We start from the raw sequence: 20,499 nt of genomic DNA on the forward strand, positions 1-20,499 counted from the left end.
CGAACTCGCACCCGTACCACCGGGCAGGTCTTGCCCCCAGTTTTTGAAAGGTGTTCCCCACTTGTGGGCTGTCGCACCCTGAGGGATCGTCTTCATGTCGATATGACCCAATGTTTCAGCCAAAGCCTTCTCTTCTGCGGCAGGCAGTTTACCGGTGATCCACGGAACTCTCGACAGCGCCTTCTGCGGCACCGACAGCTCCGGCAACCGCCCCTGCACCTTCGCCAGCAAGAGTATCGTATAGTTGATCAGCGGAAATTTCCAGAAGATACGAACGGTCACAAGACTCAGAGCAGATGGACCGCAACGCACTCAGCGTAGCTTCACCGGTCAAGCTTCCAACTCTGGGCATCCCACGGTCAGCCTGTTTTTGCGCCGTCTTCTTCCACAAGCTGTTATTGCGAACCCAGTCGTCCAACTGCCCTGCAAGAACCTCAAAATCCGGAGAAACATCAGTGATCGGCATTTCCACACCATTGATAAACGCCTGGCCGGCAGTCCTGTAGTATTCAGTTCCACCAGGAAAAACTATGTGCCGACCTTTTTTATTCTCCGCCCGATATTCTTCTTGATTTTTCCGCATCTCCGGCGTCTGCGGTTTTTCAACGCCGGAAGGGTCGTAGTACTGGTTGGTTTGTTGCAGGTACTGGTCATACAGCTGACAGTCCTCAGTGCTTCCACAAGGTTTGTGCCCGTCGATCTCGATGCGACTAATAGGATTCCCACCAGTGAACGCATAGCGGTTGCCAGTCCAGGGATCAGTCGACAGCCCTAGGTCGTCGACAGCCCCGTTGTACGAGTCACGGGTCAGGAAGGTGTTGCGACCAGGGCTGTAGTGCCGGAACCCCATGTCGTAGTTGCGCGTTGCCGGGTCGTAGCGCTTGCCATTGAAGCGATACAGGTTGTAAGCCTGTGCCGACGGATCCTGCGGCTTCGGCTTGTCGATCCCGGTGAACGACTGCTTGTCATCACTCCCGTAAGCCGTGTACCCGTAGGTCGCCTTGGTATCGCCCTTATCCGTAGTAAGAGTCTCGACATCCGTATGCGGGTTATACCCGTACTGAGTCGTCTCCTTGCTGCCGTCCCCGTTTTGCTTGGTCTGTGACAGCCGCTGCCCGTTGGGGCTGTACTGGTAGGACTTGTCCAGCTTCCCAGCGAGCTTCTCGTTCAGGACGCTGCTCGACAGGCCGAGATAGGCGAAATCGGTAGTCTTGCCGCCCTCGGTCTTGGAGAGCGTCCGGTCCAACGGGTCGTACGCGTACGTCGTCGTGACCCGCTCGGTCGTGCTGCCTTCCTTCAGCTTCTGGTACTCCGCGATCCGGTCGAACCCGTCGTACCGGTACTTCTCCAGCAACGTCCCATCGACTGTCACGTTGTCCAACCGGCCGAACGGGTCGTACGTGTGCGTGCTGGTGTTCTTGTCGACCGACGACGTGACCAGCCGGTTGCGGTCGTAGGTGTATTTGGTCGTCTTCCCTTCGAGGGTCTGCTCGATGACGTTGTTGTTCGCGTCGTGCGTGTACTTTTCTTCGCCGGACGACGTGCCGGTCTTGGTGACGCCGCGGAGGCGGTCGCGGGGGTCGTAGACGAACGTGCGGGTGTTGTCCAGATAAGCGCCGTGGTCGTCGGCGTTCATCGTGTGTTGCGTGTCGTGCGCGGGGTTGCCGTTGGCGTCGTAGTCGCGGGTGTGTTCGCTGACGATCGTGCCGTCCGGCTTGCGTTCGATCTCGTGCCGGAGCGCGCCGTCGGGGAAGTACTCGGACTGGACCTGGTTGCCGTTGGCCTTAGCTTCGAGCAGCTTCTGGGCTCGCGGCGTGTAGGTGTAGGTCGTGTTCTGGGGTGCGCCGCCGGTGTCAGTGTTGGTGACCTTCGCCAGCAGGTCGCGGACGTCGTACTCGTACGCCGAGTGCTGGTCGTCGTGGTCGCGGGTCTTCGGGTTACCGTTCGGGTCGTAGCTGTAGGTGGTGGTTTTGGCTACGGCGCCCTTGAGCTTTTCCTGGACCTGCTGGATCTGGTTCAGCCCGGTGTAGGAGATCGCGTAGTTGTCGATCTTCGTGTTCGGGCTGGAGTCGGTGATGTCGACCAGGTTGTTGTTCGGGTCGTAGCGGTAGCCGAACGTTTTCTGCTGAGCGGGGCCGGTTTCGCCGCTTCCGTCGCGGACGATCTTCACCGCGTCCGCGGCTACCACGCCGTTGGCCTTGTCGGACAGCGTTACCTTGCGTGCTTGTCCTTCGGTAAGGCCATACGAACCGAGGCTGACCCACTGGCCGGGCTGCTGCGTCTGGTCGACAGTCTTCGTCGTGCTGCCGCCGTCGTGGTCGATGGTGTAGGTGGCGTTCGTGGCGGTGGCGGCCTTCGGATAGCGGACGAAGATCTCGTACGTCCCGGTGCGCGGGGCGTCGAGGTTCCAGGCGACGGTGTCGGTACCGGTGCCTGGGTTGTGCCGCCGGTAGTCGAAACCCTCGTAGTCAGGATTCGGGTCGGCACCGCCGGTGCCCCACGTTCCGGTGACGATGGCGGCGGGGTCGGTGTTGTCGATCACGCGCACGTCCCGGCCCAGCGGGACGCCGTCGTCGGAGCGCGACTTCAGCTTTCCGTCCGGGTAGAACGACCACGTCATGCTGCGGCTCATGGACCCGCCGGCCGCGGTGAGCGTGCGGGCGGTCTGCTTGCCGAGCTGGTCGTAGTCGTAGGTGGTGGTGATGTTCCACGGGTCGACGCTGGAGCGCAGCCAGCCGGTGTCGAAGTAGCTGGTGCGGGTCACGTTGCGGACGTTCTGCCCGTTGGACGGCGGCGCGCTCACTTCAGTGAGCCGGCCGACCTCGTCGTAGGTGTAGGTCGTCTTGTCGGGCGCCTTGACACGTTCGTCGTTGCGGTCGAACGGGGTCTGCTGTTCGACGGGGCGGTTCAGCTTGTCGTAGACGGTGACCGCGGCGAAGTTCTCCGTGTTGCCGGGGATTTCCGTGCCGCGCGGGGAAATGACCTTGGTCTTGTTGCCGACCTCGTCGTATTCGAAGCGGGTCTTGCGATAGACGGGATTTCCTGACGCGTCTTTGGCGCGCGGCACCCACTGTTCCTCGACCATGGCGCGGGCATCGAGCTTGAGCACTGTGGTGTTCTGCTCGGCGTCGGTGGACTCGACGATGTTGCTGTCCCGGTCGTACTTCCGGCCGGTGGTGAAACCCGCGGCGTCGGTGACCGTCTTCACGCGATGGTTCAGGTCGTAGGCGTACTTTGCCGTATACGCCTTGGGATCGTGGGTCGCGGTCTTGCGCGGGTCGACTACCACGGTGAGGTTGCCGACGTTGTCGTACTCGTACGTCGACCGGTTGCCCCCAGCATCCACAGTGGCGATGACCCGGTTGAGCTGGTCGTATTCGCGGGTGGTGGTGAAGTCGGCGGGATCGGGGGTCAGGGTGCCCTTCGGGTCGGTTTGCCGGAGCAGGTTCCCGACGTTGTCGTAGTCGTAGGTGGTGGTCCGGTCGGGATCGCCGGCGTCGTCCTTGGGAGTGCTGACCGCGACGATCTCGTCGGTGGGGCGATAGGCGGCCGTCGTGATCGCGCCATTGGCCGCTGTCGTCTTGATGACGTTGTCGTTCGAGTCGTATTGCGCGCCGGGGGTGAAGATGTAGTCGCCCTTGTCGGCGTCCTTAGGCACCTTGGACGACAACGGTCTGCCGAAGAGGTCGTAGGTGTACTCGCTGACCTTCTTTCGCGCGTCCATTGTGGACAACACGTTTCCGGTCGCGTCGAATTTGGTCAGCGTGTCGTGGCCGTAGGCGTCGGTGATCCGGCGCGGTGAACCGATGGGGTCGTAGTCCCCGAAGGTCGTGGTGTTGTTGTTGGCGTCAGTGACGGTCAGCAGCTGGCCGAAGCTGTCGTAGCTGCTGAGCGTGGTGTAGTGACCGGCCGTGGGGTCTCCGCTGCCCTTCGGATCGGTGACCGCGACCAGGTTTCCGCGGTCGTCGTAGGTGAACAGCCACTTGCGGCCTTCCGGGGTGATTTTCTCGGTCAGGTCGGCGACGTGACCGCCGAGTCCGGTCCGGTAGTTCAGGACGGTCGGCGGGGTTTTGTTCGCGTTGGCCTCGGCGTCGGCGATGCTCTTGGGGAATCCGGTGATCGGGTCGTATTCCCAGGTGGTGACAGCTTTGCCGCCGTCCTCGGCCAGGCGGCGGACGTTGTTGTCGGCGTCCCAGGTCAGTTCGGTGGTCTGGTTTTTCGCGTTGGTCAGCTTGGTCGGGCGGCCGTAGCCGTCGATGAGCGTGTCGGACGCGTGGCCGTTGGCGTCAGTCACGATCGAGTCGACCGCGGAGCTGTGGTCCGGATCCGGGTAGCGGTAGTCGAAACCGGTGTCCTTGCCCGCGCGGTTGGTCAGCGCGCGGGTCTTCCACTTGCGAGCCGGATCGTCGTAATAGGACAGTCCGGTCGAGTTGCCGCGCGGGTCGGTGACCGAGATCAGTTTGGCGTTCTTGTTCAGCAGCGCGTTGTTGTAGAAGAAGGTGAACGTCTTGTGCTGAGCGGTGCCCGCGCCGTCGGTGATCTCCTGCAGCAGGCCGCGGTCGCTGTAGACGAACTCGATCCGGCGGCCGGAGATGTCGGTGATCGCCTTGAGCTGGTTGGCGATCTTTCCGTTGGCGAGGTTGACGCCGTGGTGCTTCTGGTCGCCGGTGAAGTAGTCGTAGTCCGGATCGCCGTTCTGGAAGTATTCGAGGTTCAGGGTGCGGCGGCCGGTCGCGTCGGTGAGGTACTTCAGTACGCCGGTGTTGTGGTTGTTGACATACGAGCGTTCGTAGGTGAACTGGAGTTCGTTGCCGTTCTTGTCGACAGTCGCGCTTGGGTAGCCGTCGCTGTCGAACACGAGCTGGGTGCGGTCCGGCCGGGTCATGACCCAGGTGCGGTTCGGGTCTCCGCTCCCGGTGCGCTGCAGGTAGAGGTGGACGCCGGCGGGTTTGTCGTAGTCCCACAGCCGTGGGTCGGGGCTGTCGTGCTTGTTCAACGCGAACTGATGGCTGGTGCCGTCCCCGTCGGTCAGCACGATCTTCGCCGGGTATCCCGGCCCGCCCCAGCCGTAGAACTCCAGCGGGGTCCCCAGCCGCGCCAGGCTGGAGGCCGAGAGGGACCAGCCGGAGCCGATGTAGGAGTTGGACGTGTCCTGGGCGTTGTAGGTCATCCGCAGGAACGTCGCGAGACCGCGGCTCGGATTGCTCAGCGCGTTGTAGGACCACACCGCGTTGCCCGCGGACTGGTTGACCATCAGCGTCGAACCGGCGCCGGTGTTGCCGCCGGAATAAGAGTAGAACTTCTCCAGGCCCAGCTGATCCGATTTCGGGTCGTCGATCGTGATGTTCTGCGCCAGCGACGGGATCTTCGTGGTCTCCGACAGCCACTTCCCTGCCGTCCGGTTCCGCAGATCCCACTTCAGCACGAAGGCTTCGCGCTTGTTGCCGAGGTCGAACGGAGTCGCTGTCTTCACCTTCGCGTCGACCGCGATCACACCGTCCGGTGCGACGTCCTTGGGCAGCGGCGTCTCGACCCGGTTGCCGGGGCCGGTGACGTCCGTGCCGTCGGGCAGTTCCCAGTGGTAGGACAGCACGTAGTCAGCCGCGGACCAGGCCGCGCCGGTGGTGTTGGTGAGGGTGACCGGGACGGTGTACTCGTCGCCGGGGATCATCCGGTCCGGGGTAGTCGGTGCGTAGTAGGTGCTCTCCGCGGTCTGTTCGGTGTAGACCACGGTCAGTTTCGGCCGCAGGCGCGGCTCGGCGGCCTCGCTGCTGAGGAAGATGGTGCGTTCCGGCGGGTTGGCCTCGTCGGCGAGCTTGACCAGCGCGCCGTGGTTGCTCGCCGGATCGTTGACCCATCGCTGCGCCAATCCGGTCACCCGGAGGACGCGCAGGGCCGGATCATTGGTGACACCGGTGGTGCTTCCGGCGACCGCCGGCTCGAAGTCGCCGCCGGGAGCCGACCAGGACCGGCCGGAGCTGGCCTTGTTCCAGGTCGCGCTGCCCTGGTCGAAATCCTTGGTGAGCCCGTGTGCCTCGTAGGTGCCGGTGCCGACCGGGGTGCCGCCGACGTAGGTGAAACCCCAGAGACTGATCTCCGCGTTCTGCACTCGCGCGCCGGACGGAATCCCGGCCAGGTTCGGGAACTTCACCAGGCCGCGGGTCGCGCCGAAGGTGCCGGAGTTGTTGCCGACCGACAACCACGGCTCGCCGGTCAGCTTGTCGTGCGGCTGATCGGGCTGCTTGCTCGCCAGAGTGGTGTCGGCGGCGTTGCCCTGGATGACCTTGACGACCTGGCCCGCTTTGGGCAGCCGCACCAGTTGGGTCGCCGACGGGATCAGCTGTCCGTCGCGCGTTTTGGCCGCGACGATGTAGTAGAAGGCGTTGCCGAATGGCTGCGGATCGTCCGCTTTGGTCGGTTGCGCGGTGGTGTCGGCGTAGCTGGCGGTACCGGGGCGCACCGGCGCGACCAGCGTCGCGGCGGTCGGGGTGAACTGCTGGAAGACGGAGCGGTGGACCTGGTATTCCACTAAATCGTCCCCGGGATAGGCCGACCAGGTCAGGTTCGCGCCGGTGGCCCGGATCGTCGTCGGAACGTCGAGGACGGGGCCGGGCTTGCCGTAGGTCAGCAGCAGCCGCGGGGTCTGCTCGGTAGCCCCGTTGTAGGCGTACTCGGCGGCCTCGTACCGCGGACCGCCCTTGCCCTGGGTCTCGTCAGCGGCCTTGAGCAGGAACCCGTGGTTGGGCTGCGCACCGTCCAGCCAGCTTTGGACAGTGGAACGCACGCTGAAGCTGTGCCACACGTTGGCTTTGTCGGCCTTCTTGACCTGCGTACCGGGCTTGGTCAGGCGCACCGCGTCAGCCACGACCTCCTTGCCCGGCACCCCGCCGAGCACGACCTTCTGCCCGGTACCCGCCTTGAACGACCAGGTGCCCAACGACTTCCACCCGCCGGGAGCAGCGGCGGTCTGGTCCACCGGCACGGTCTGCTGGCCGCCGTTGTAGAACACGGTGTACGGAGCGTTGGACGCCCGCCCCGCCCCGGGCACGTAGTGCACCTCGACCTGGTAGTCGCCGTCCTCGGTGAGACGGGGAACCCAGGTGTAGTCGCCTCCCCGGGCAGCGACCCGGTAGCTGTGGCCCACCGCCTGCTCGGCGTCGCCGGTATCGATCGGACGCCATTCGCCGTTCGCCGCGGTACGGCCGGGTTCGCCGTCGTCTACGTTGTCCTGGTTCTGGCCGACCTCGGCGAACGCACCCGCGGAGGTGTTCCACGTGGCGGTGTTCGCCGTCCACGGCTGGGTCGCCCGGTGCGCTTCCACCGTGACGTCGTTGGAGCCGGTCGTGTGGTCCTGGTCGTAGTAGACCTGCAGCTGCGCCGAATCCAGCCGCGTGCCGGCCGGGATGTTCGCGAGGTCGAATTTCAGCAGGCTCCGAGCGGCGCCGGTGTTCGTCGCGCCGACCGACAACCGCCAGCTGCCGTCGTGGTTGGCGTCCGGTTCGTCGGAGGTCACCATCGTGTCCTGCGCCTGCGTGGCGGTGGGCTGGATCTTGATGGTCGGGTCGATCACCACCGGGTACACGCGTTCCTTGGCGCGCAACCATTCCTGGTCCGCGGTCACCGTGACGGTGAACCGGCCTCCCTCGGCGCGGACAGTCTGGGCGACCTTGCCGCTCCATGATTTTCCGTACGGGGAGGCCGGGTCGTCACGACCGTCCAGCATGAACGGCTTCGCCATGACGTAGAGCGGTCCGCCGTCGTGGTCGCCGCCCGCACGGAAGAAGGCGATCGAACCGTCTGGCTGCTGCTGGGCCTCGACGCCCGCCAGGTCCATCGTGAAGCTGTAGCTGGGCGCCTCCGCGGGCGGCTTGGCCAGCACGAGCTTTTCCTTCAACGCGTTCGGAGTCACCTGGTAGACCACATCGGTGCCGGGGAATGCGCCCGGATAGGTGACCGCGCTGCCCTCGGCGCGCGGCTCGAGCGGACGCGGCGCACCGGCGATGCCGAGCCGGATTTCCCGTTCTCCCTGCTTGAACCCGACGAGATTCTCGGTTTTAGTCCCGAAATAACTCTGGAAAGTGTTGCGCTCGTTTCCGTACGCGAAACCCGGGCGCGCTGCCGTTTTCGCGATCCGGGTGTCGATGTCCTGCCAATTCCCGGCGGAGTCGCGATAGTGCAGTGGCGTCTGGGAAACCTGCAGTTGCGTCCGGCCGTCCGACAACGGAAACGCCTTGGTCGTGAGCGTGCGCTGCGCGACCTTTTCCGCCAGCCGCTTCGGCTCGGGCGCTACCTGCCCTACTGGTGCCGATTCGTGTCGGGGAACCGCATCCCCCGGTCCCGGCGGGGACGGGGGAACGCTGCGGTGCGAGTGGACTGGCGGGCCGGCGGCCGCCCGCGGCGGCTGCGCCGCCGCCACCGGGCCAGCGCCGAAAACGGTGCCAACAGCTACGATAATCGTAAGAACGCAGCACGAAAAAGCGCGTCTGGCCGACATCTCAGCTTCCCCCTGCACAATCGCGCCCGAGTCCGCTGGATATGCGGCCGACCGGCGACAACGCCAGCCATCCCCTCTGGGCGGCGAACACCGCAATCGACGGTACAACCGGGTGATCACGGCCTCAATAGGCCGGATGGTCCAGCTTGGACAATCGCGGCGGGATGGACCGATCAGACAGTATTCGCTACATTCGAGTTACTCACTCATGCAATCGCATGATCCACCGATGGGGAGGCCGGAATGAGTACTATTCCGCGCGCGAAAACAATGTTCCTGGCCGCCGCGGCGGCCGCGGCCGCGCTGATCGTCGCGCCGGGCGCGGAAGCGAGCCCGGCCGTGGGTTCGCTTGGTCTGCCCGCTTACTCCGACCTGGCCGTCGACGAGGCGAACCATCACGTGTTCGTCAGCGGAGGCAAGACGAGCAACGGGGTCGTCGTCACCGACTTCGGCGGCTGGGTGCGCAAGACCATCGACAGCCAATTCGGTGCGTCCGGGCTCGTTCTCTCGGCGGACGGCCGCACGCTGTACGTCGCGCTCGCGTCCGGCGACGCGATCTCCGCGATCGACACCACTACCCTCGCTGAAACCGCCCGCTATCCCACCGGGGCCCAGACCTGCCCGGCCCATCTCGCCCGCACCGGCAGCGTCGTGTGGTTTGGCTACGGGTGCGAGGAATCGTGGAACGGCGGCATCGGCAAACTCGACACCGCCGCTGTCCCGCCCGCGGTTACGCTCGACCAGCAGGGCGCGAACGTCCGGTTCCATCATGCGCCGCTGGTCGCGTCCCAAACCGGGGACGCCGGGCCGCTCGTGGCCGGGCAAGCGGAACTCAGCCAGTCGTCGGTGTACGTCTACGCCGTCGCCGCCGGGAAGCTCGAGTCGCGCGCGTCCGGTGCGATCGTCGGCAGCGATCTGGCCGACCTCGCTCTGTCGCCCGACGGCAAGACCATTTACACCGCTTCGGGTTCCCGAGACGCAGTGGAAGCCTTCAACAGCAAAGATCTCACTCGCGCCGGCGCATACCACACTGGGCAGTACCCGAATGCCGTCGCCGCGTCGCCGGACGGCAAGTATCTCGCGGGCGGCGTCCGCAATCCGCGTGACGACGTCTACGTGTACAAGGTCGGCGGCTCTGCTCCGCTGGCCGCCCTGGACGCGACGAACGACGGCGTCCTCGCGCCCCGCGGCCTGGCGTGGACCGCGGACAGCGAGCGGCTTTTCGCTATCACCCGACCCGCCAACGGGCCGGAGCCCACGTTGCGGGTCCTGAGGGATCCGGCTGACCGGTAATCCTGCGTCACGATCGGCCCGGCCGCGTTCCTACCTGCGGCCGGGCCTCTTCTTGCCCTCCCCCGCGCCATTGCGTCTCCCCCTTCGATCGACTATCTTCCTGAATCAGGAAGACTTCTACGAAATACCGGAAGATAGGCCAACCGGAGTATCGGGGAGACGTCGTGGGCGCACTGTTGCGCTGGGCGGAGGCCGACCGCGCCGCGGTGCGTGGGGTGCTTGCCGAGGCGCTGGTTCTGGTGCCGATCGGCGCTACCGAACAGCATGGGCCGCATTTGCCGACTGGGACGGATGCGTTTCTCGCGGCTGCCGTCTGCGAGCGGGCGGCCGAGGTGGCGGCACCGGAGGCCGATCGGCCGTTGTTGCTTGCGCCGCCGATTCCCTACGGGGCTTCGGATCATCACCTTCCCTTCAATGGCACGCTTTCGCTTTCGGCGCAGACCTTATTGCAAGTACTTGACGATCTCGCGAGGTCGATCGCGGTGCAGGGTGGGCGGCGGGTCGTGGTGGTCAATGGGCACGGCGGCAATGTGGGGGTCTGCCACGCGTTCGCTGGGGCCGCTTCGACTAAGCATGGGCTTGCGGTGGCGCATACCGACTACTGGCGGGTGCTCGAACCGGACGACCTCGTGCCTGGGCATGCTGGTGAGTTCGAGACGTCGATGATGTTGGCGGTCCACAAGGAACTGGTCCGTGAAGCGACTCCGCGTGAGGCACCGCGGGTCGAGCGGGTGTCTGATGTGGACGTCCATTCCGGACACGTCTGGCGGAGTATCGACGGGTATACCGGTCGGCCTGAGTTAGCGACCGAAGCGCAAGGGCGTGAGTGGCTCGAGGCGATCGTCGGCGGGCTTGCGGAGCGGTTTGTCAGGCTGGCGAAGGTGTTGTGAAGCCATGATCGTGGACGTGCACACGCATACTCCGACCCACCAAGCGGCGGTGCCGGAGGGTGAACGGCGCGTCTATGACGGGTGGCGTACGGACCGGGCTGTGGTCACGACGAATTCTTGGGCTGACTACGACCAGGCGACTGCGGCCGCGGATCTGTCCATTGTGTTCAACATCGCGGTCGACAAGCCGGAGGAGGCCACGGGGCTGCCGTATCGGCCGGAGGACACCAATACTGCCACCGCGGCGTTCGCTACTGCCGATCCAGAGCGGCGGATCGGGTTTATGTCAGTGAATCCGACCGCGCCTGGGGTGTTCGAAGAGGCGGATCGGTGTCGTGAGCTGGGGTTGGTCGGGGTGAAGCTGGGGCCGAATTACCAGAACTTCGATCCGCTGGGCCAACCCGCGCTGGACTTCTACGCGTACTGCGAGCGGCACGGGTTGCCGATCTTGTTCCATCAGGGTGCGTCGCCGATTCGGCAGGCACCGTTGCGCTATACGTATCCGCTAGTGACCGACGAGGTCGCGCTGCAGTTTCCGGAGTTGCGGATCGTCATGGCGCACATGGGACATCCGTGGGGGCGCGAGACGGTGGTGACGATCCGCAAGCATCCGCACGTTTACGCCGACGTCTCGTCGATCTACCTCCGGCCTTGGGTCTGTTACGAATCACTGCTGTCCGCGCAGGAGTGGGGCGTGCCGCAGAAGCTGTTGCTGGGGTCGGACTTTCCGATCGCCACCACCGCGGAAGCCATCGCGGGGATTCGGCGGGTCAACGACATCGTCGCGGGTACTGCGTTGCCGAAGATCTCCTCCGAGCTGATCGAGGGAGTCATTCACGCGGATGCCGTTGCCGCGCTGGGTCTGCAGAGGGGGAAGCGATGACGCCAATTCGCGGGGTGTCGCCCGTGCTCGAAGTGCCCTTTACTGTGGACGGCGAGATCGATGTTTCTGGCTTTCGCCGGGTGGTCCGGCATGTGCTCGGGACCGGGGTCGGCAGTGTGATGTTCCCAGGGTTCGCGTCGGAGTTCTACAAGCTCACCGACGGCGAACGGGAATGCCTCACTGAGGTGTTGCTGGCGGAGACTGTTCCGCGGGCGGATGTGCAGGCCATTGTCGCGGTTCAGGATCACGCGACGAAGCTTGCGGTGAAGCGGGCGACTGAGGTGGTCGCGGCGGGGGCGGATTTGATCAATCTGCTGCCGCCGCATTATCTGCAGCCGTCTCGTCAGGCGCTGGTTGAGCATATTCGCGAGGTGCTGGATGCGGTGGCACCGACGCCGGTGGTCTTGCAATATGCGCCTAGCGAGACTGGGACCAGTCTGGACGCGGATGTGCTGCGGGCGATCGCGGCCAAGCATGCCAATTTGCGGCTGGTGAAGGTCGAATCCAGTCCGCCTGGGCCGCTGATTGCCGAGCTGGCCGCTGGGGATCCGCCGATTCCGGCGGTCGAGGGGTATGCGGGTGTGCAGTTGCCGGACGCGATCCGGCGTGGGGCGGTCGGGACGCAGCCGGGGTGTTCGTTCACCGAGATCTACGTGGAAATCTGGCGGCGGTTCGAGGAGGGCGACGACGCGGGCGGGGACGAGTTGCACCGCAGGCTGCTGCCGTACATTTCCTACTGGATGCTGGACACTGAGCGGATCATCGCCACGGAGAAGCTGATTTCGGTGCGGCGTGGGCTGTTCTCCAGCCCGTACTGCCGGGCACCGGCGTACCAGCTGGACGCCGAAGACATCCGGATGATCGACCGGTTTCTCGACGAGTTTCGCGATCTGCTGTGAACACCGTCGAGGACATCGAGGTCACCGCGATCAGTCCGGTCGTCCGGCCGGAGCTGGTGGTGGCGGGGGCTCGCGGGACCCATGACCGGTCTGACTTTCTGCTGGTCCGAGTGACCACTTCGGACGGAGCGACCGGGGTGGGCGAGGTCAGTGCGACCCTTCAATGGAGCGGTGAGGACGCTGGCACGGCGGAGTATCTGATCCGGCGGGCGCTCGCGCCGGCGATCCTCGGGCAGCCGCTCGTCCCGGTCGCCGATCTCGAGCGGAGGATGGATCAGGCGGCGGCTGGTGCTCCGTTCACCAAGGCGGGGATCTCAACCGCGTTGTGGGACGCGTATGCGCGCACGCTCGGAGTGCCATTGGCGGTCGCGTTGGGTGGTCCATTAAGGACTGAGGTGCCAGTGAAGTGCTCGCTCAGCGGTAGCAGTGAGCGGCTTCGCGACGTCTACCAGGCTGCCCACCGAGCTGGCTTCCGGAGCTTTAAGTTGAAGGTTGGCTTCGATCCGGTCGATGACGCGCGACGGCTTGCTGAGGCCCGTGCGCTCGTGGGGCCGGATACGTTCCTCGGTCTGGACGCGAATGGCGGCTACCGGCCTGCGGACGCGGCGAGGGCGATCGAGTTGATGCGGGACCAGGATCCGGCGTTTCTCGAACAGCCGGTGGCTGCCAAGGATCTCACCGCGATGTCCGCGCTGCGTGGACGTGGTCTGTCCATTGTGGCTGATGAAAGTGTGTTCGGTACCGATGATCTGGTGTCCGTGATCAGGGCGGAGGCGGCGGACGCGGTCAGCTTGTACATCGGCAAGGCGGGCGGGCCGGGCCGGGTGGTGTCGATGGCGCATCTGGCGAATGCGTTCGGGCTGGACGTCGTGCTCGGGTCCAATGGGGAGCTGGGCATTGGCGCGGCGGCACAGCTGCATGCCGCTTGTGCCGCGCCGGGGCTGTCGCTAACCATTCCGTCCGACATTATCGGTGCGCACTATTACGAGCGGGACATCCTCAAGACACCACTGGACAGCGACGGACAGACGGTCCGGCTCGGCGACGCACCTGGGCTCGGCGTCGAAGTGGCGGACGACATCGCCGCTGGGTTCACGAGCGTCCGCTGAACCGGTCGAGCACGTTCGCGGTCACTGCGGATACGCCGTCGTCCACGAGCACGGCGGACGTCCAAGCGATCGACCCGACGGAGAATACCTCGCCGCCGCTGGCCGTCGAGTGGTGCGCGATTTCGCCGCCGCCGTCGCCGGGATTCCGGCCGCGGGCGAGGACGTGTGTCCCCTGTGGACTGTGTGGTCCGGTCTTGTCGGTTTCGTGGCCGGAAGCGCCGCCTGGGCATCGTTCGTGCAGGCTCCGCACGCCGAACAGGTCTCCCTTGGCCAGTTCGGTGCCGCGGAAGGCCCAGTGGCCGGGGTCGATCACCTCGTACGGCGCGCCGGTCATCGCGCCCGCGCTGGTGAATACGACGCCGAACAGTTCCGACGTGGGTCGGAATGTGCGGTGCATGCGGCTCTCGTGCGGTCCGGCGACCTGGGTACGGAAACGCAAGAGATCCGGTGACGGGAATTCGACCTCGCAATCGGCGACGTTGCCACCGAAGTTGGCGAGCTTTCCGCCGCGATCGTGCACCCAGGAATAGACCGCGGAGTACATCTCTCGGGACCAGTACTCCGGGTGCGTGCTCAGGACCAGCACGCGGTAGCCGTCTAGGGGCAGGGTGCCGTCGTGGAGGTGTGCGTCCGAGTAGAGGTCGTATTCGTAGCCGTTGCGTTCCAGCCAGCTGAGCAAGCGCCATTCCGCGGCGGCCAGGTGACACGGTTGCCTGCCGCGGATCGGGTCGTCCGGCTGAGTGTCGGGGCTGAGCTGATTCAGCGGTTCGGGGCGTTCGAAGGACAGCGGCGGATAAACGTCGTCTGGCAGTGCGTGTTCGCTGAAGCTTGATTCGAGGTAGCGGGGCATTTCCAGGCGGGGCACCAAAACCGGCACCGCCGGTAAGCCAGAGGCGTTGATGTAGTTGCTGCGGCCGCCGAAATTGTTGTAGGCGTTCCAGGTGTTCGTGGACGCGACTACGGCGATGGGGGCAGTCGGTTCACGCGGTGCGACTATCCACGGAAAGGAGAATCGGGCACCGGACTCGCCTTCGGCGTGGAAGTAGTACAGGCCGCTGCGGTCTGGTGCGGTGACGTACTGGCGGTGTGATGGATCGGCGTAGCCCTTTTCGTTGAAACGCACGCCGGTTTGGGTGTAGTCGCCGTCGGGCGTAACCTGCACGGTCGCGCGTGGTGCGTGTTCGTCGAACCAGCCGATCAACGCCGTTTCCTCGGCCGTCGCACCGTGCCGCCACAGGCTCAGGCGGTACGGCTCGGGGCTGTGGATCCGGAACTCCCCCTCGTCGCCGCTACGGGCCCATTTCGGCCAGATATAACCGAAAAGCTGATCGGACAGCAGCCGGAATTGATGCGGTGCACCGGATCCGAGCGAGACGTCGACGTGTTTGGCACCGTAGCCGTCTTTGGCGAGGGTGACGCGGTAATCGCCAGGCGGGAGATCGGCGTGGATCGCTCCGGTCGCGGTGGAGCGAGCGGTCCAGTACGCATCGCGGGCGCTGATCTCGACGGTCACCTCGGGCAGGGCGAGATAACGTTCGTCGCTGACATATCCCAGCAAGGTCATACGGTCGCGGCTTTCGGTTCGCCAGCCGATTCCGGCAGCGGTTGTCCGGCACGTTCGGGCAAGAGCAGCATCGCGATCGCGCTGAGCACGCAGCCGGCGATCACGTAGATACCGACGCCCCACACCGCGCCGGTCGCGCCGACCAGCAGCGCGCTGAGGTACGGGGCGAATCCGCCGCCAAGTACCGCAGTGAGCTGATAGCCCAGGTTGACGCCGGTGACGCGCGAGCGAGTATCGAACAATTCGGACAGAATTGTCTGGGACAGCGCGGACATCGCCATCACGAAGATCGAGAAGCCCAGCACCATCGCGACCGCCACCAGCACCGGGTTCTTGGTTTCGAACAGCCAGAACACCGGGAAGATCACTACGGCGAGCCCGACGCAGCCGCCGAGGAACACCGGTTTCCGGCCGATCCGGTCGGACAGCGCACCCCAGGTCGGCGCGAGAATGATCTGCGCTCCCGCGGCGACCATTGTCGCGGTGAGCGCGACCGACGCAGGCATGCCGAGATCTTTCTTGACGTACGACGCGCCGTAAGTGGTGATGACGTAGCCGCCGATGCTGTTGGCGAAACCGAACAGGACGCCGTAGATCAAATTGCGCGGACGACGCAGTACGGCGAGCAACGGAATACGCGCGCCGGCATCCTTCTTCCGGGCGCGTTCAAACTCCGGCGTTTCGCCAACGCGCATCCGGATGATCAAACCGGCGACCAGCAGCACGAAACTCAGCAGGAACGGGATCCGCCAGCCCCAGGCCAGGAAATCCCGGTCGGGAAGGGTCGCGAACAACGCCATCAGCCCGGAGGAGATCAGCAACGCGACCCCGGCGCCGGACAGCAGCAGAGCACCGTAGAGACCGCGTTTGCGCGGCGGGGCGTGCTCGACGGCCAGCGAGATCGCGCCGCCCATTTCCCCGCCGGTCGAAAAGCCCTGCAGCAACCGCAGGAGCACCAGCAGAATCGGGGCGGCGACGCCGATCTGGCGGTAACCGGGCAGCGCGCCGATCAGAATCGTCGCGATCCCCATCAGCACGATGGTGAGGATCAAGGCTTTCTTGCGGCCGAACCGGTCCGCGATGTGGCCGATCACGATGCCGCCGATGGGACGCAGCACGAATCCGACGGCGAAGGTGGCGAACGACGACAGCTGGCCGGTGAGCGGATCCGCGGCCGGGAAGAACACCGCCGGGAACACGACGGCGGCGGCTAGGCCGAACAGGTAATAGTCGTAGTACTCGAGCAGCGTGCCGATACTGGAAGCCAGCACCGCGGACCGGCGCGCAGAGGTCGAGCCGGGCGAGTCCGAGCCGTCTGAGTGCATGACGCCCGCACCTCCTGATCCGAGTGCCCCCCGAATCCCCGTATTTCCGAAATACCGTAGATACGTCTTCTATTTCGGAAAGATTAGTCTATGCTGGCGCTGTCGGACAAGGGGAATCTCGGGCGGGCGCAACCGGGCCGCCGAGCCGTGGAGGGGTCGATCCATGCCGTTGAGCCGTCGTCGTCTCTTGCAGTTGTCCGCGGTCGCGGCGGGCGCGGCCGCGATCGGCGCCGGAACCGCGGACGCCGCTGAGGAACCGGACTGGGCCGCGTTGCGCCGAAAGCTGCACGGCGCGCTGCTGCGGCGAAACGACGCTGGCTACGAGGAAATCCGCCCGCCGTTCAACCTGCTCTACGACGATCGCTACCCACCGGCGATCGCCCGCTGCGCCGACGCCGACGACGTCCGGAAGTGCGTGGAATTCGCGGCCGAAAAGAAAATCAAGTTCGCCGCTCGCAGCGGAGGCCACAGTTACGTCGCGTATTCCACGCCCGGCGACGGATTGGTCGCGGACCTCAAGCTGATGAACCGCGTCGAGGTCCGCCGGAACGGCACGGCGGTGATCGGCGCGGGCACGCGGCTGATCGACGTCTATCACGCGCTGGCCGCGCAAGGCCGCGCGCTGCCCGGCGGCACCTGCGGTTCGGTCGGCATCGCCGGGCTCGCGCTCGGCGGCGGAATCGGCGTGCTGATGCGGAAATACGGGCTGACGTGCGACCACCTGGACAGCGCGAAAGTGGTGACGCCGCGGGATCTGCGGCTGCGTTCGGTCGACCCGGGTTCGGACCTCGGCTGGGCGCTCACCGGCGGAGGCGGCGGGAACTTCGGCGTCACCACGGAATTCACCTTCCGCACCGTGCCCGCGCCGCCGCGGGTCACCGTCTTCGTGGTGCACTTCCCCGAGGGGTCGGGCGCCGACGTCTGCGGTGCCTGGCAGGACTGGGTCACCGCCGCGCCGCGCGAGTTCTGGTCGAACATCTCGGTGCTCGGCGGCCCCCGGCCAGCCGCTGGGGTCCCTGGCTGTCTCCTCGGCGGCGCACAGCAGGCGCGCGATCTCATCGCCGATCTGGAACGCCGCGCCGGGGTCAAGGGCACGGTCTCCGGCTTCCAGGAGACGGACTATCTGGGCGCGATGGATTTCTGGTCCGGAGACCTCGGGCGGCGCCGATTCATGGCCGCTTCCCGGGTGTTGGCAACGAAAGCGGATCCGGCCGCGCTGAGCGCACTGGTCACCGGCGACACCAAGGTGGCGCTGGAAGTGAACCCGCTCGACGCGGCGGTCTCCGACGTCCGCCCCACGGACACGGCGTTCGCCCACCGCGGCGTGTTCGGCGACGTGCAGGTCTACCTCACCGCCGACCCGGGCGTCGACCGGGAAACCGCGAAGCGCGTAGTGAACGACGTCCAGGCGCGGCTGGCTGAGTTCGCCACCGGCGGCGCGTACGTCAACTACCTCAACGACGACCAGAAGGACTGGCCCACCGCGTACTACGGGGTGAATCTTCGGACGCTCCGGGCGGTAGCGGCGAAGTACGACCCGAGTGGGGTGCTCGCGTTCGAGCAGGGTCTCTCGCCGCGCCCGGTGTGAAAGCCGGTCTGCGGCCGGCGCAGGACTCCGGCCGCAGACCGGTGGGCTAGGCGGCGACCTGCAGAATCCAAGTCACGCCGAAGCGGTCCTGGAGCATGCCGAACGCCGGGGCCCACCGCGACGGGCCGAACGGTTCGATGATCTTCGCGTCCTCGGACAGCTTCTTCCAGAACTCGCCGGCCTCGTCGACGGAATCGCCGCTGACGGACAGGAAGAACTTCTCCGTGGTGATCGTCGTGCCGTTCTCGCGGGTGGTCTCGCCGGACGGCGCGGGCGCGGTGGTCCCGGGGACGTCGTAGGCCATCACCTGGAACCCGTTGTCCCCGGTGACCTGGCCGAACACGACCCGGTCCGCGCCCGGCACGTCCTTCGGCATGCCGAAGTCGCCGTACGTCGCGATCCGGATCTCCCCGCCGAACACCGCCCGGTAGAACTCGAGCGCCTCCCTTGCCTCGCCCCGGAAGTTCAAGTGGGCGACGGCGTGCACTGCCATGATTTCGACTCCTCGGTTTCCGCGCCGGACTCGTTCCGGCACTGGAACCGAGACTCGCAGCAGTAGCGGACAACGAGTGACCGCTACCTCCGGCATGATCGAACTCATGCGAAAAGTGACCGACGACGAGCGACGGGACCGGATCGGGCTGCGGCACGCATTGGCGACCGCCGCGTCTGGAGTGGAGGAAGCCGTCCGCGCGGTCACCTGCCTGCACGCCACCGAGGCCAGCAGCATTTACCTGTCCGCGTACGCCCGGTCCCGCGCCGATCGAGAGTCCATTTCGGACGCGTTGTTCGGCCGTCGGACCGTCGTGCGGCAGCTGGCGATGCGCCGGACCGTCTTCGCCTTTCCGGCCGATTTGTTCGCCGCCGCACGGGGAAGCGCGGCGGCCAGGGTCGCACGGCAGCTGACCGCACGGCTGGTCAAGGACGCCGAACTCGCCGGGATCAGCGACGGCGCGGCGTGGGTCGAGGAGAGGTGCGCCGAAGCGCTTGCGGCGATCCGCGAGGAGCCTGGAACCACCGTGCAGCTACGCGCCCGCGTACCCGAGTTGAGCACGCGGATCGCGGCGGAAGGACGGCCGACCGTTCTCGCCCCGGTCGGATCGCGGGTGCTCACCGTGCTCGCGGCGAGCGGTTCGGTGGTGCGCGGGGACAACGCGGGCAAATGGCAAACGTCGCGTCCAATGTGGACAGCGGTGGAGCAGTGGCTCGGCGAGGATCCGGGCGTCCTGGACGAACGCGAGGGCTACCGGGAGCTGGTGCGGCGGTGGTTGTGGTCGTTCGGGCCGGGGACCGAGGACGACCTGGTGTGGTGGCTCGGCGCGACGAAAACCGCGGTCCGGCGGGCGCTGGACGACGTCGGCGCCGCGCCCGCCGAACTGGAGGACGGAACCCCGGCGTGGCTGCATCCGCTGGACGAGGAGCCGGTCCGCCTCGACGGGGACTGGGCCGCGCTCCTGCCGACCCTCGACCCGACGACGATGGGCTGGCGCCGCCGCGACTTCTACCTCGGCGGCCACGCACCGCTGCTCTTCGACGGCGCGGGCAACGCCGGTCCGACCGCGTGGTGGAACGGCCGGGTGGTCGGGACCTGGACCCAGCGGCCGGACGCGACGGTGGAGGTCGTGCCGATCGAACCGCTGTCCCCTGCTGCCGCGGCGGCGCTGGAAGCGGAAGCGGAGAAGCTGACCGCATGGTTCGACGGCGAGGTGGTCGCGACGGGGTACGTGCCGCCGATCGTCCGCGGCCGGGTCAGCAGGCAGGCTGCCGGCGGAGCGTCGGGTCGGTGAGCGACGGCGGAACGTAGGCCACGTCGATCGGGCCCACGTCGGTGCCCGGCGCGACGATCTCGTCGATCCAGTCCAGCAGCTCGTCGTCCAGCCGGAGGTCGGCTCCGGACAGCAGGTCTTCGAGCTGCGGCAACGTCCGGGGCCCGATGATCGCCGACGTCACCGCCGGGTGGTGGACCGCGAACGCCAGCGCGAGGTGAGCCAGCGAAAGCCCCGCTTCCTCAGCGACCCGCGCGAACTGTTCGACCGCGGCGTGCTTGCGTTCGTCGCTCATGTGCTGCGGCACGAAGCGCAGCTGTGCTTCCCGAAGCTGTTCGCCGCCGGGCCGGTAGCGACCGGTCAGCAGGCCCATCGCGAGCGGGCTCCACACCAGAACGCCCAGGCCGTAGCGACGGCAAACCGGCAGGATTTCGCTCTCGATCCCCCGGTTGAGCAGCGAATACGTCGGCTGCTCAGTCCCCGCGCGCTGCGACGCCCACTGGGCCTCGACGATCTCGGACGACGGGAAGTTTGACGACCCGATGGCGCGCACCTCCAGATCGGTGTCCGGATCGGGGCGGTGGAGCTGAGAGCGGTCGATATGGTCGGTTCGCAACGCCGCGCCCAGTATTGCCTCGGATTCCCCGCCGGTTCCTTTCGTGCTCACGGCACGGTGGCAGAGGAACCG

12 protein-coding genes are annotated in these 20,499 nt (G+C 66.2%); 7 read left to right on the forward strand and 5 right to left on the reverse strand.

Features of this window, described 5'->3' with window-relative positions:
- Nucleotides 1–148: 148 nt before the first annotated feature.
- A complete protein-coding gene (locus tag RPX00_RS04395) occupies nucleotides 149–8,221 on the reverse strand; it encodes a DNRLRE domain-containing protein (RefSeq protein ID WP_406637693.1) in 8,073 nt (2,690 codons plus the stop codon).
- Nucleotides 8,222–8,737: 516 nt separating this feature from the next.
- Between RPX00_RS04395 and RPX00_RS04400 the strand changes: the two genes are divergently transcribed.
- From RPX00_RS04400 to RPX00_RS04420, 5 genes are all read left to right on the forward strand, one after another.
- On the forward strand, nucleotides 8,738–9,787 hold the full coding sequence (locus tag RPX00_RS04400) for a YncE family protein (protein WP_406637695.1): 1,050 nt from the start codon (nucleotides 8,738–8,740) through the stop codon (nucleotides 9,785–9,787).
- Nucleotides 9,788–9,951: 164 nt separating this feature from the next.
- Nucleotides 9,952–10,677 carry a creatininase family protein gene (locus RPX00_RS04405; protein ID WP_406637697.1) on the forward strand — a complete coding sequence of 242 codons (726 nt, stop codon included), beginning with the start codon at nucleotides 9,952–9,954 and terminating at the stop codon, nucleotides 10,675–10,677.
- Nucleotides 10,678–10,681: 4 nt separating this feature from the next.
- Nucleotides 10,682–11,560 carry an amidohydrolase family protein gene (locus tag RPX00_RS04410; RefSeq protein WP_406637699.1) on the forward strand — a complete coding sequence of 293 codons (879 nt, stop codon included), beginning with the start codon at nucleotides 10,682–10,684 and terminating at the stop codon, nucleotides 11,558–11,560.
- Nucleotides 11,557–12,459: a dihydrodipicolinate synthase family protein gene (locus RPX00_RS04415; protein WP_406637701.1), complete on the forward strand. Its 903-nt coding sequence runs from the start codon at nucleotides 11,557–11,559 to the stop codon at nucleotides 12,457–12,459. Before RPX00_RS04410 ends, RPX00_RS04415 begins: the two co-directional genes overlap by 4 nt.
- On the forward strand, nucleotides 12,456–13,568 hold the full coding sequence (locus RPX00_RS04420; RefSeq protein WP_406637703.1) for a mandelate racemase/muconate lactonizing enzyme family protein: 1,113 nt from the start codon (nucleotides 12,456–12,458) through the stop codon (nucleotides 13,566–13,568). The genes RPX00_RS04415 and RPX00_RS04420 overlap by 4 nt, the downstream gene beginning before the upstream one ends.
- On the opposite strand, the gene RPX00_RS04425 is transcribed toward RPX00_RS04420, so the two are convergent.
- Entirely contained in the window at nucleotides 13,552–15,132 is a 1,581-nt protein-coding gene (locus tag RPX00_RS04425) for a N,N-dimethylformamidase beta subunit family domain-containing protein (RefSeq protein WP_406637705.1), read from the reverse strand. The two genes, RPX00_RS04420 and RPX00_RS04425, sit on opposite strands and share 17 nt — an antisense overlap.
- Nucleotides 15,129–16,457, reverse strand: coding sequence for an MFS transporter (locus tag RPX00_RS04430; RefSeq protein ID WP_406637707.1), 1,329 nt, complete (start codon nucleotides 16,455–16,457; stop codon nucleotides 15,129–15,131). The genes RPX00_RS04425 and RPX00_RS04430 overlap by 4 nt, the downstream gene beginning before the upstream one ends.
- 163 nt (nucleotides 16,458–16,620) lie before the next feature.
- On the opposite strand from RPX00_RS04430, the gene RPX00_RS04435 reads away from it, so the two are divergent.
- Nucleotides 16,621–18,045: an FAD-binding oxidoreductase gene (locus tag RPX00_RS04435; protein ID WP_406637708.1), complete on the forward strand. Its 1,425-nt coding sequence runs from the start codon at nucleotides 16,621–16,623 to the stop codon at nucleotides 18,043–18,045.
- Between the two features lie 46 nt (nucleotides 18,046–18,091).
- On the opposite strand, the gene RPX00_RS04440 is transcribed toward RPX00_RS04435, so the two are convergent.
- Complete coding sequence (locus tag RPX00_RS04440; RefSeq protein WP_406637710.1) at nucleotides 18,092–18,538, reverse strand: VOC family protein; 447 nt, start codon at nucleotides 18,536–18,538, stop codon at nucleotides 18,092–18,094.
- A gap of 106 nt (nucleotides 18,539–18,644) precedes the next feature.
- Here RPX00_RS04440 and RPX00_RS04445 point away from each other — a divergent pair, with 106 nt between their 5' ends.
- Nucleotides 18,645–19,832: a winged helix DNA-binding domain-containing protein gene (locus RPX00_RS04445; protein WP_406637712.1), complete on the forward strand. Its 1,188-nt coding sequence runs from the start codon at nucleotides 18,645–18,647 to the stop codon at nucleotides 19,830–19,832.
- On the opposite strand, the gene RPX00_RS04450 is transcribed toward RPX00_RS04445, so the two are convergent.
- On the reverse strand, nucleotides 19,795–20,478 hold the full coding sequence (locus RPX00_RS04450) for an aldo/keto reductase (protein ID WP_406637714.1): 684 nt from the start codon (nucleotides 20,476–20,478) through the stop codon (nucleotides 19,795–19,797). The two genes, RPX00_RS04445 and RPX00_RS04450, sit on opposite strands and share 38 nt — an antisense overlap.
- Nucleotides 20,479–20,499 lie beyond the last annotated feature (21 nt).

Origin of the sequence: Amycolatopsis sp. WGS_07, assembly GCF_045278895.1 — a bacterium.
In the GTDB taxonomy this organism is placed as follows: Bacteria; Actinomycetota; Actinomycetes; order Mycobacteriales; family Pseudonocardiaceae; genus Amycolatopsis.

What these genes read in the sequence shown, in the direction of transcription:
- RPX00_RS04430 (WP_406637707.1), bottom strand. Translation starts at nt 16,457, where the DNA reads ATGCACTCAGACGGCTCGGACTCGCCCGGCTCGACCTCTGCGCGCCGG.
- RPX00_RS04415 (WP_406637701.1), top strand. Translation starts at nt 11,557, where the DNA reads ATGACGCCAATTCGCGGGGTGTCGCCCGTGCTCGAAGTGCCCTTTACT.
- RPX00_RS04400 (WP_406637695.1), top strand. Translation starts at nt 8,738, where the DNA reads ATGAGTACTATTCCGCGCGCGAAAACAATGTTCCTGGCCGCCGCGGCG.
- RPX00_RS04435 (WP_406637708.1), top strand. Translation starts at nt 16,621, where the DNA reads ATGCCGTTGAGCCGTCGTCGTCTCTTGCAGTTGTCCGCGGTCGCGGCG.
- RPX00_RS04440 (WP_406637710.1), bottom strand. Translation starts at nt 18,538, where the DNA reads ATGGCAGTGCACGCCGTCGCCCACTTGAACTTCCGGGGCGAGGCAAGG.
- RPX00_RS04445 (WP_406637712.1), top strand. Translation starts at nt 18,645, where the DNA reads ATGCGAAAAGTGACCGACGACGAGCGACGGGACCGGATCGGGCTGCGG.
- RPX00_RS04425 (WP_406637705.1), bottom strand. Translation starts at nt 15,132, where the DNA reads ATGACCTTGCTGGGATATGTCAGCGACGAACGTTATCTCGCCCTGCCC.
- RPX00_RS04410 (WP_406637699.1), top strand. Translation starts at nt 10,682, where the DNA reads ATGATCGTGGACGTGCACACGCATACTCCGACCCACCAAGCGGCGGTG.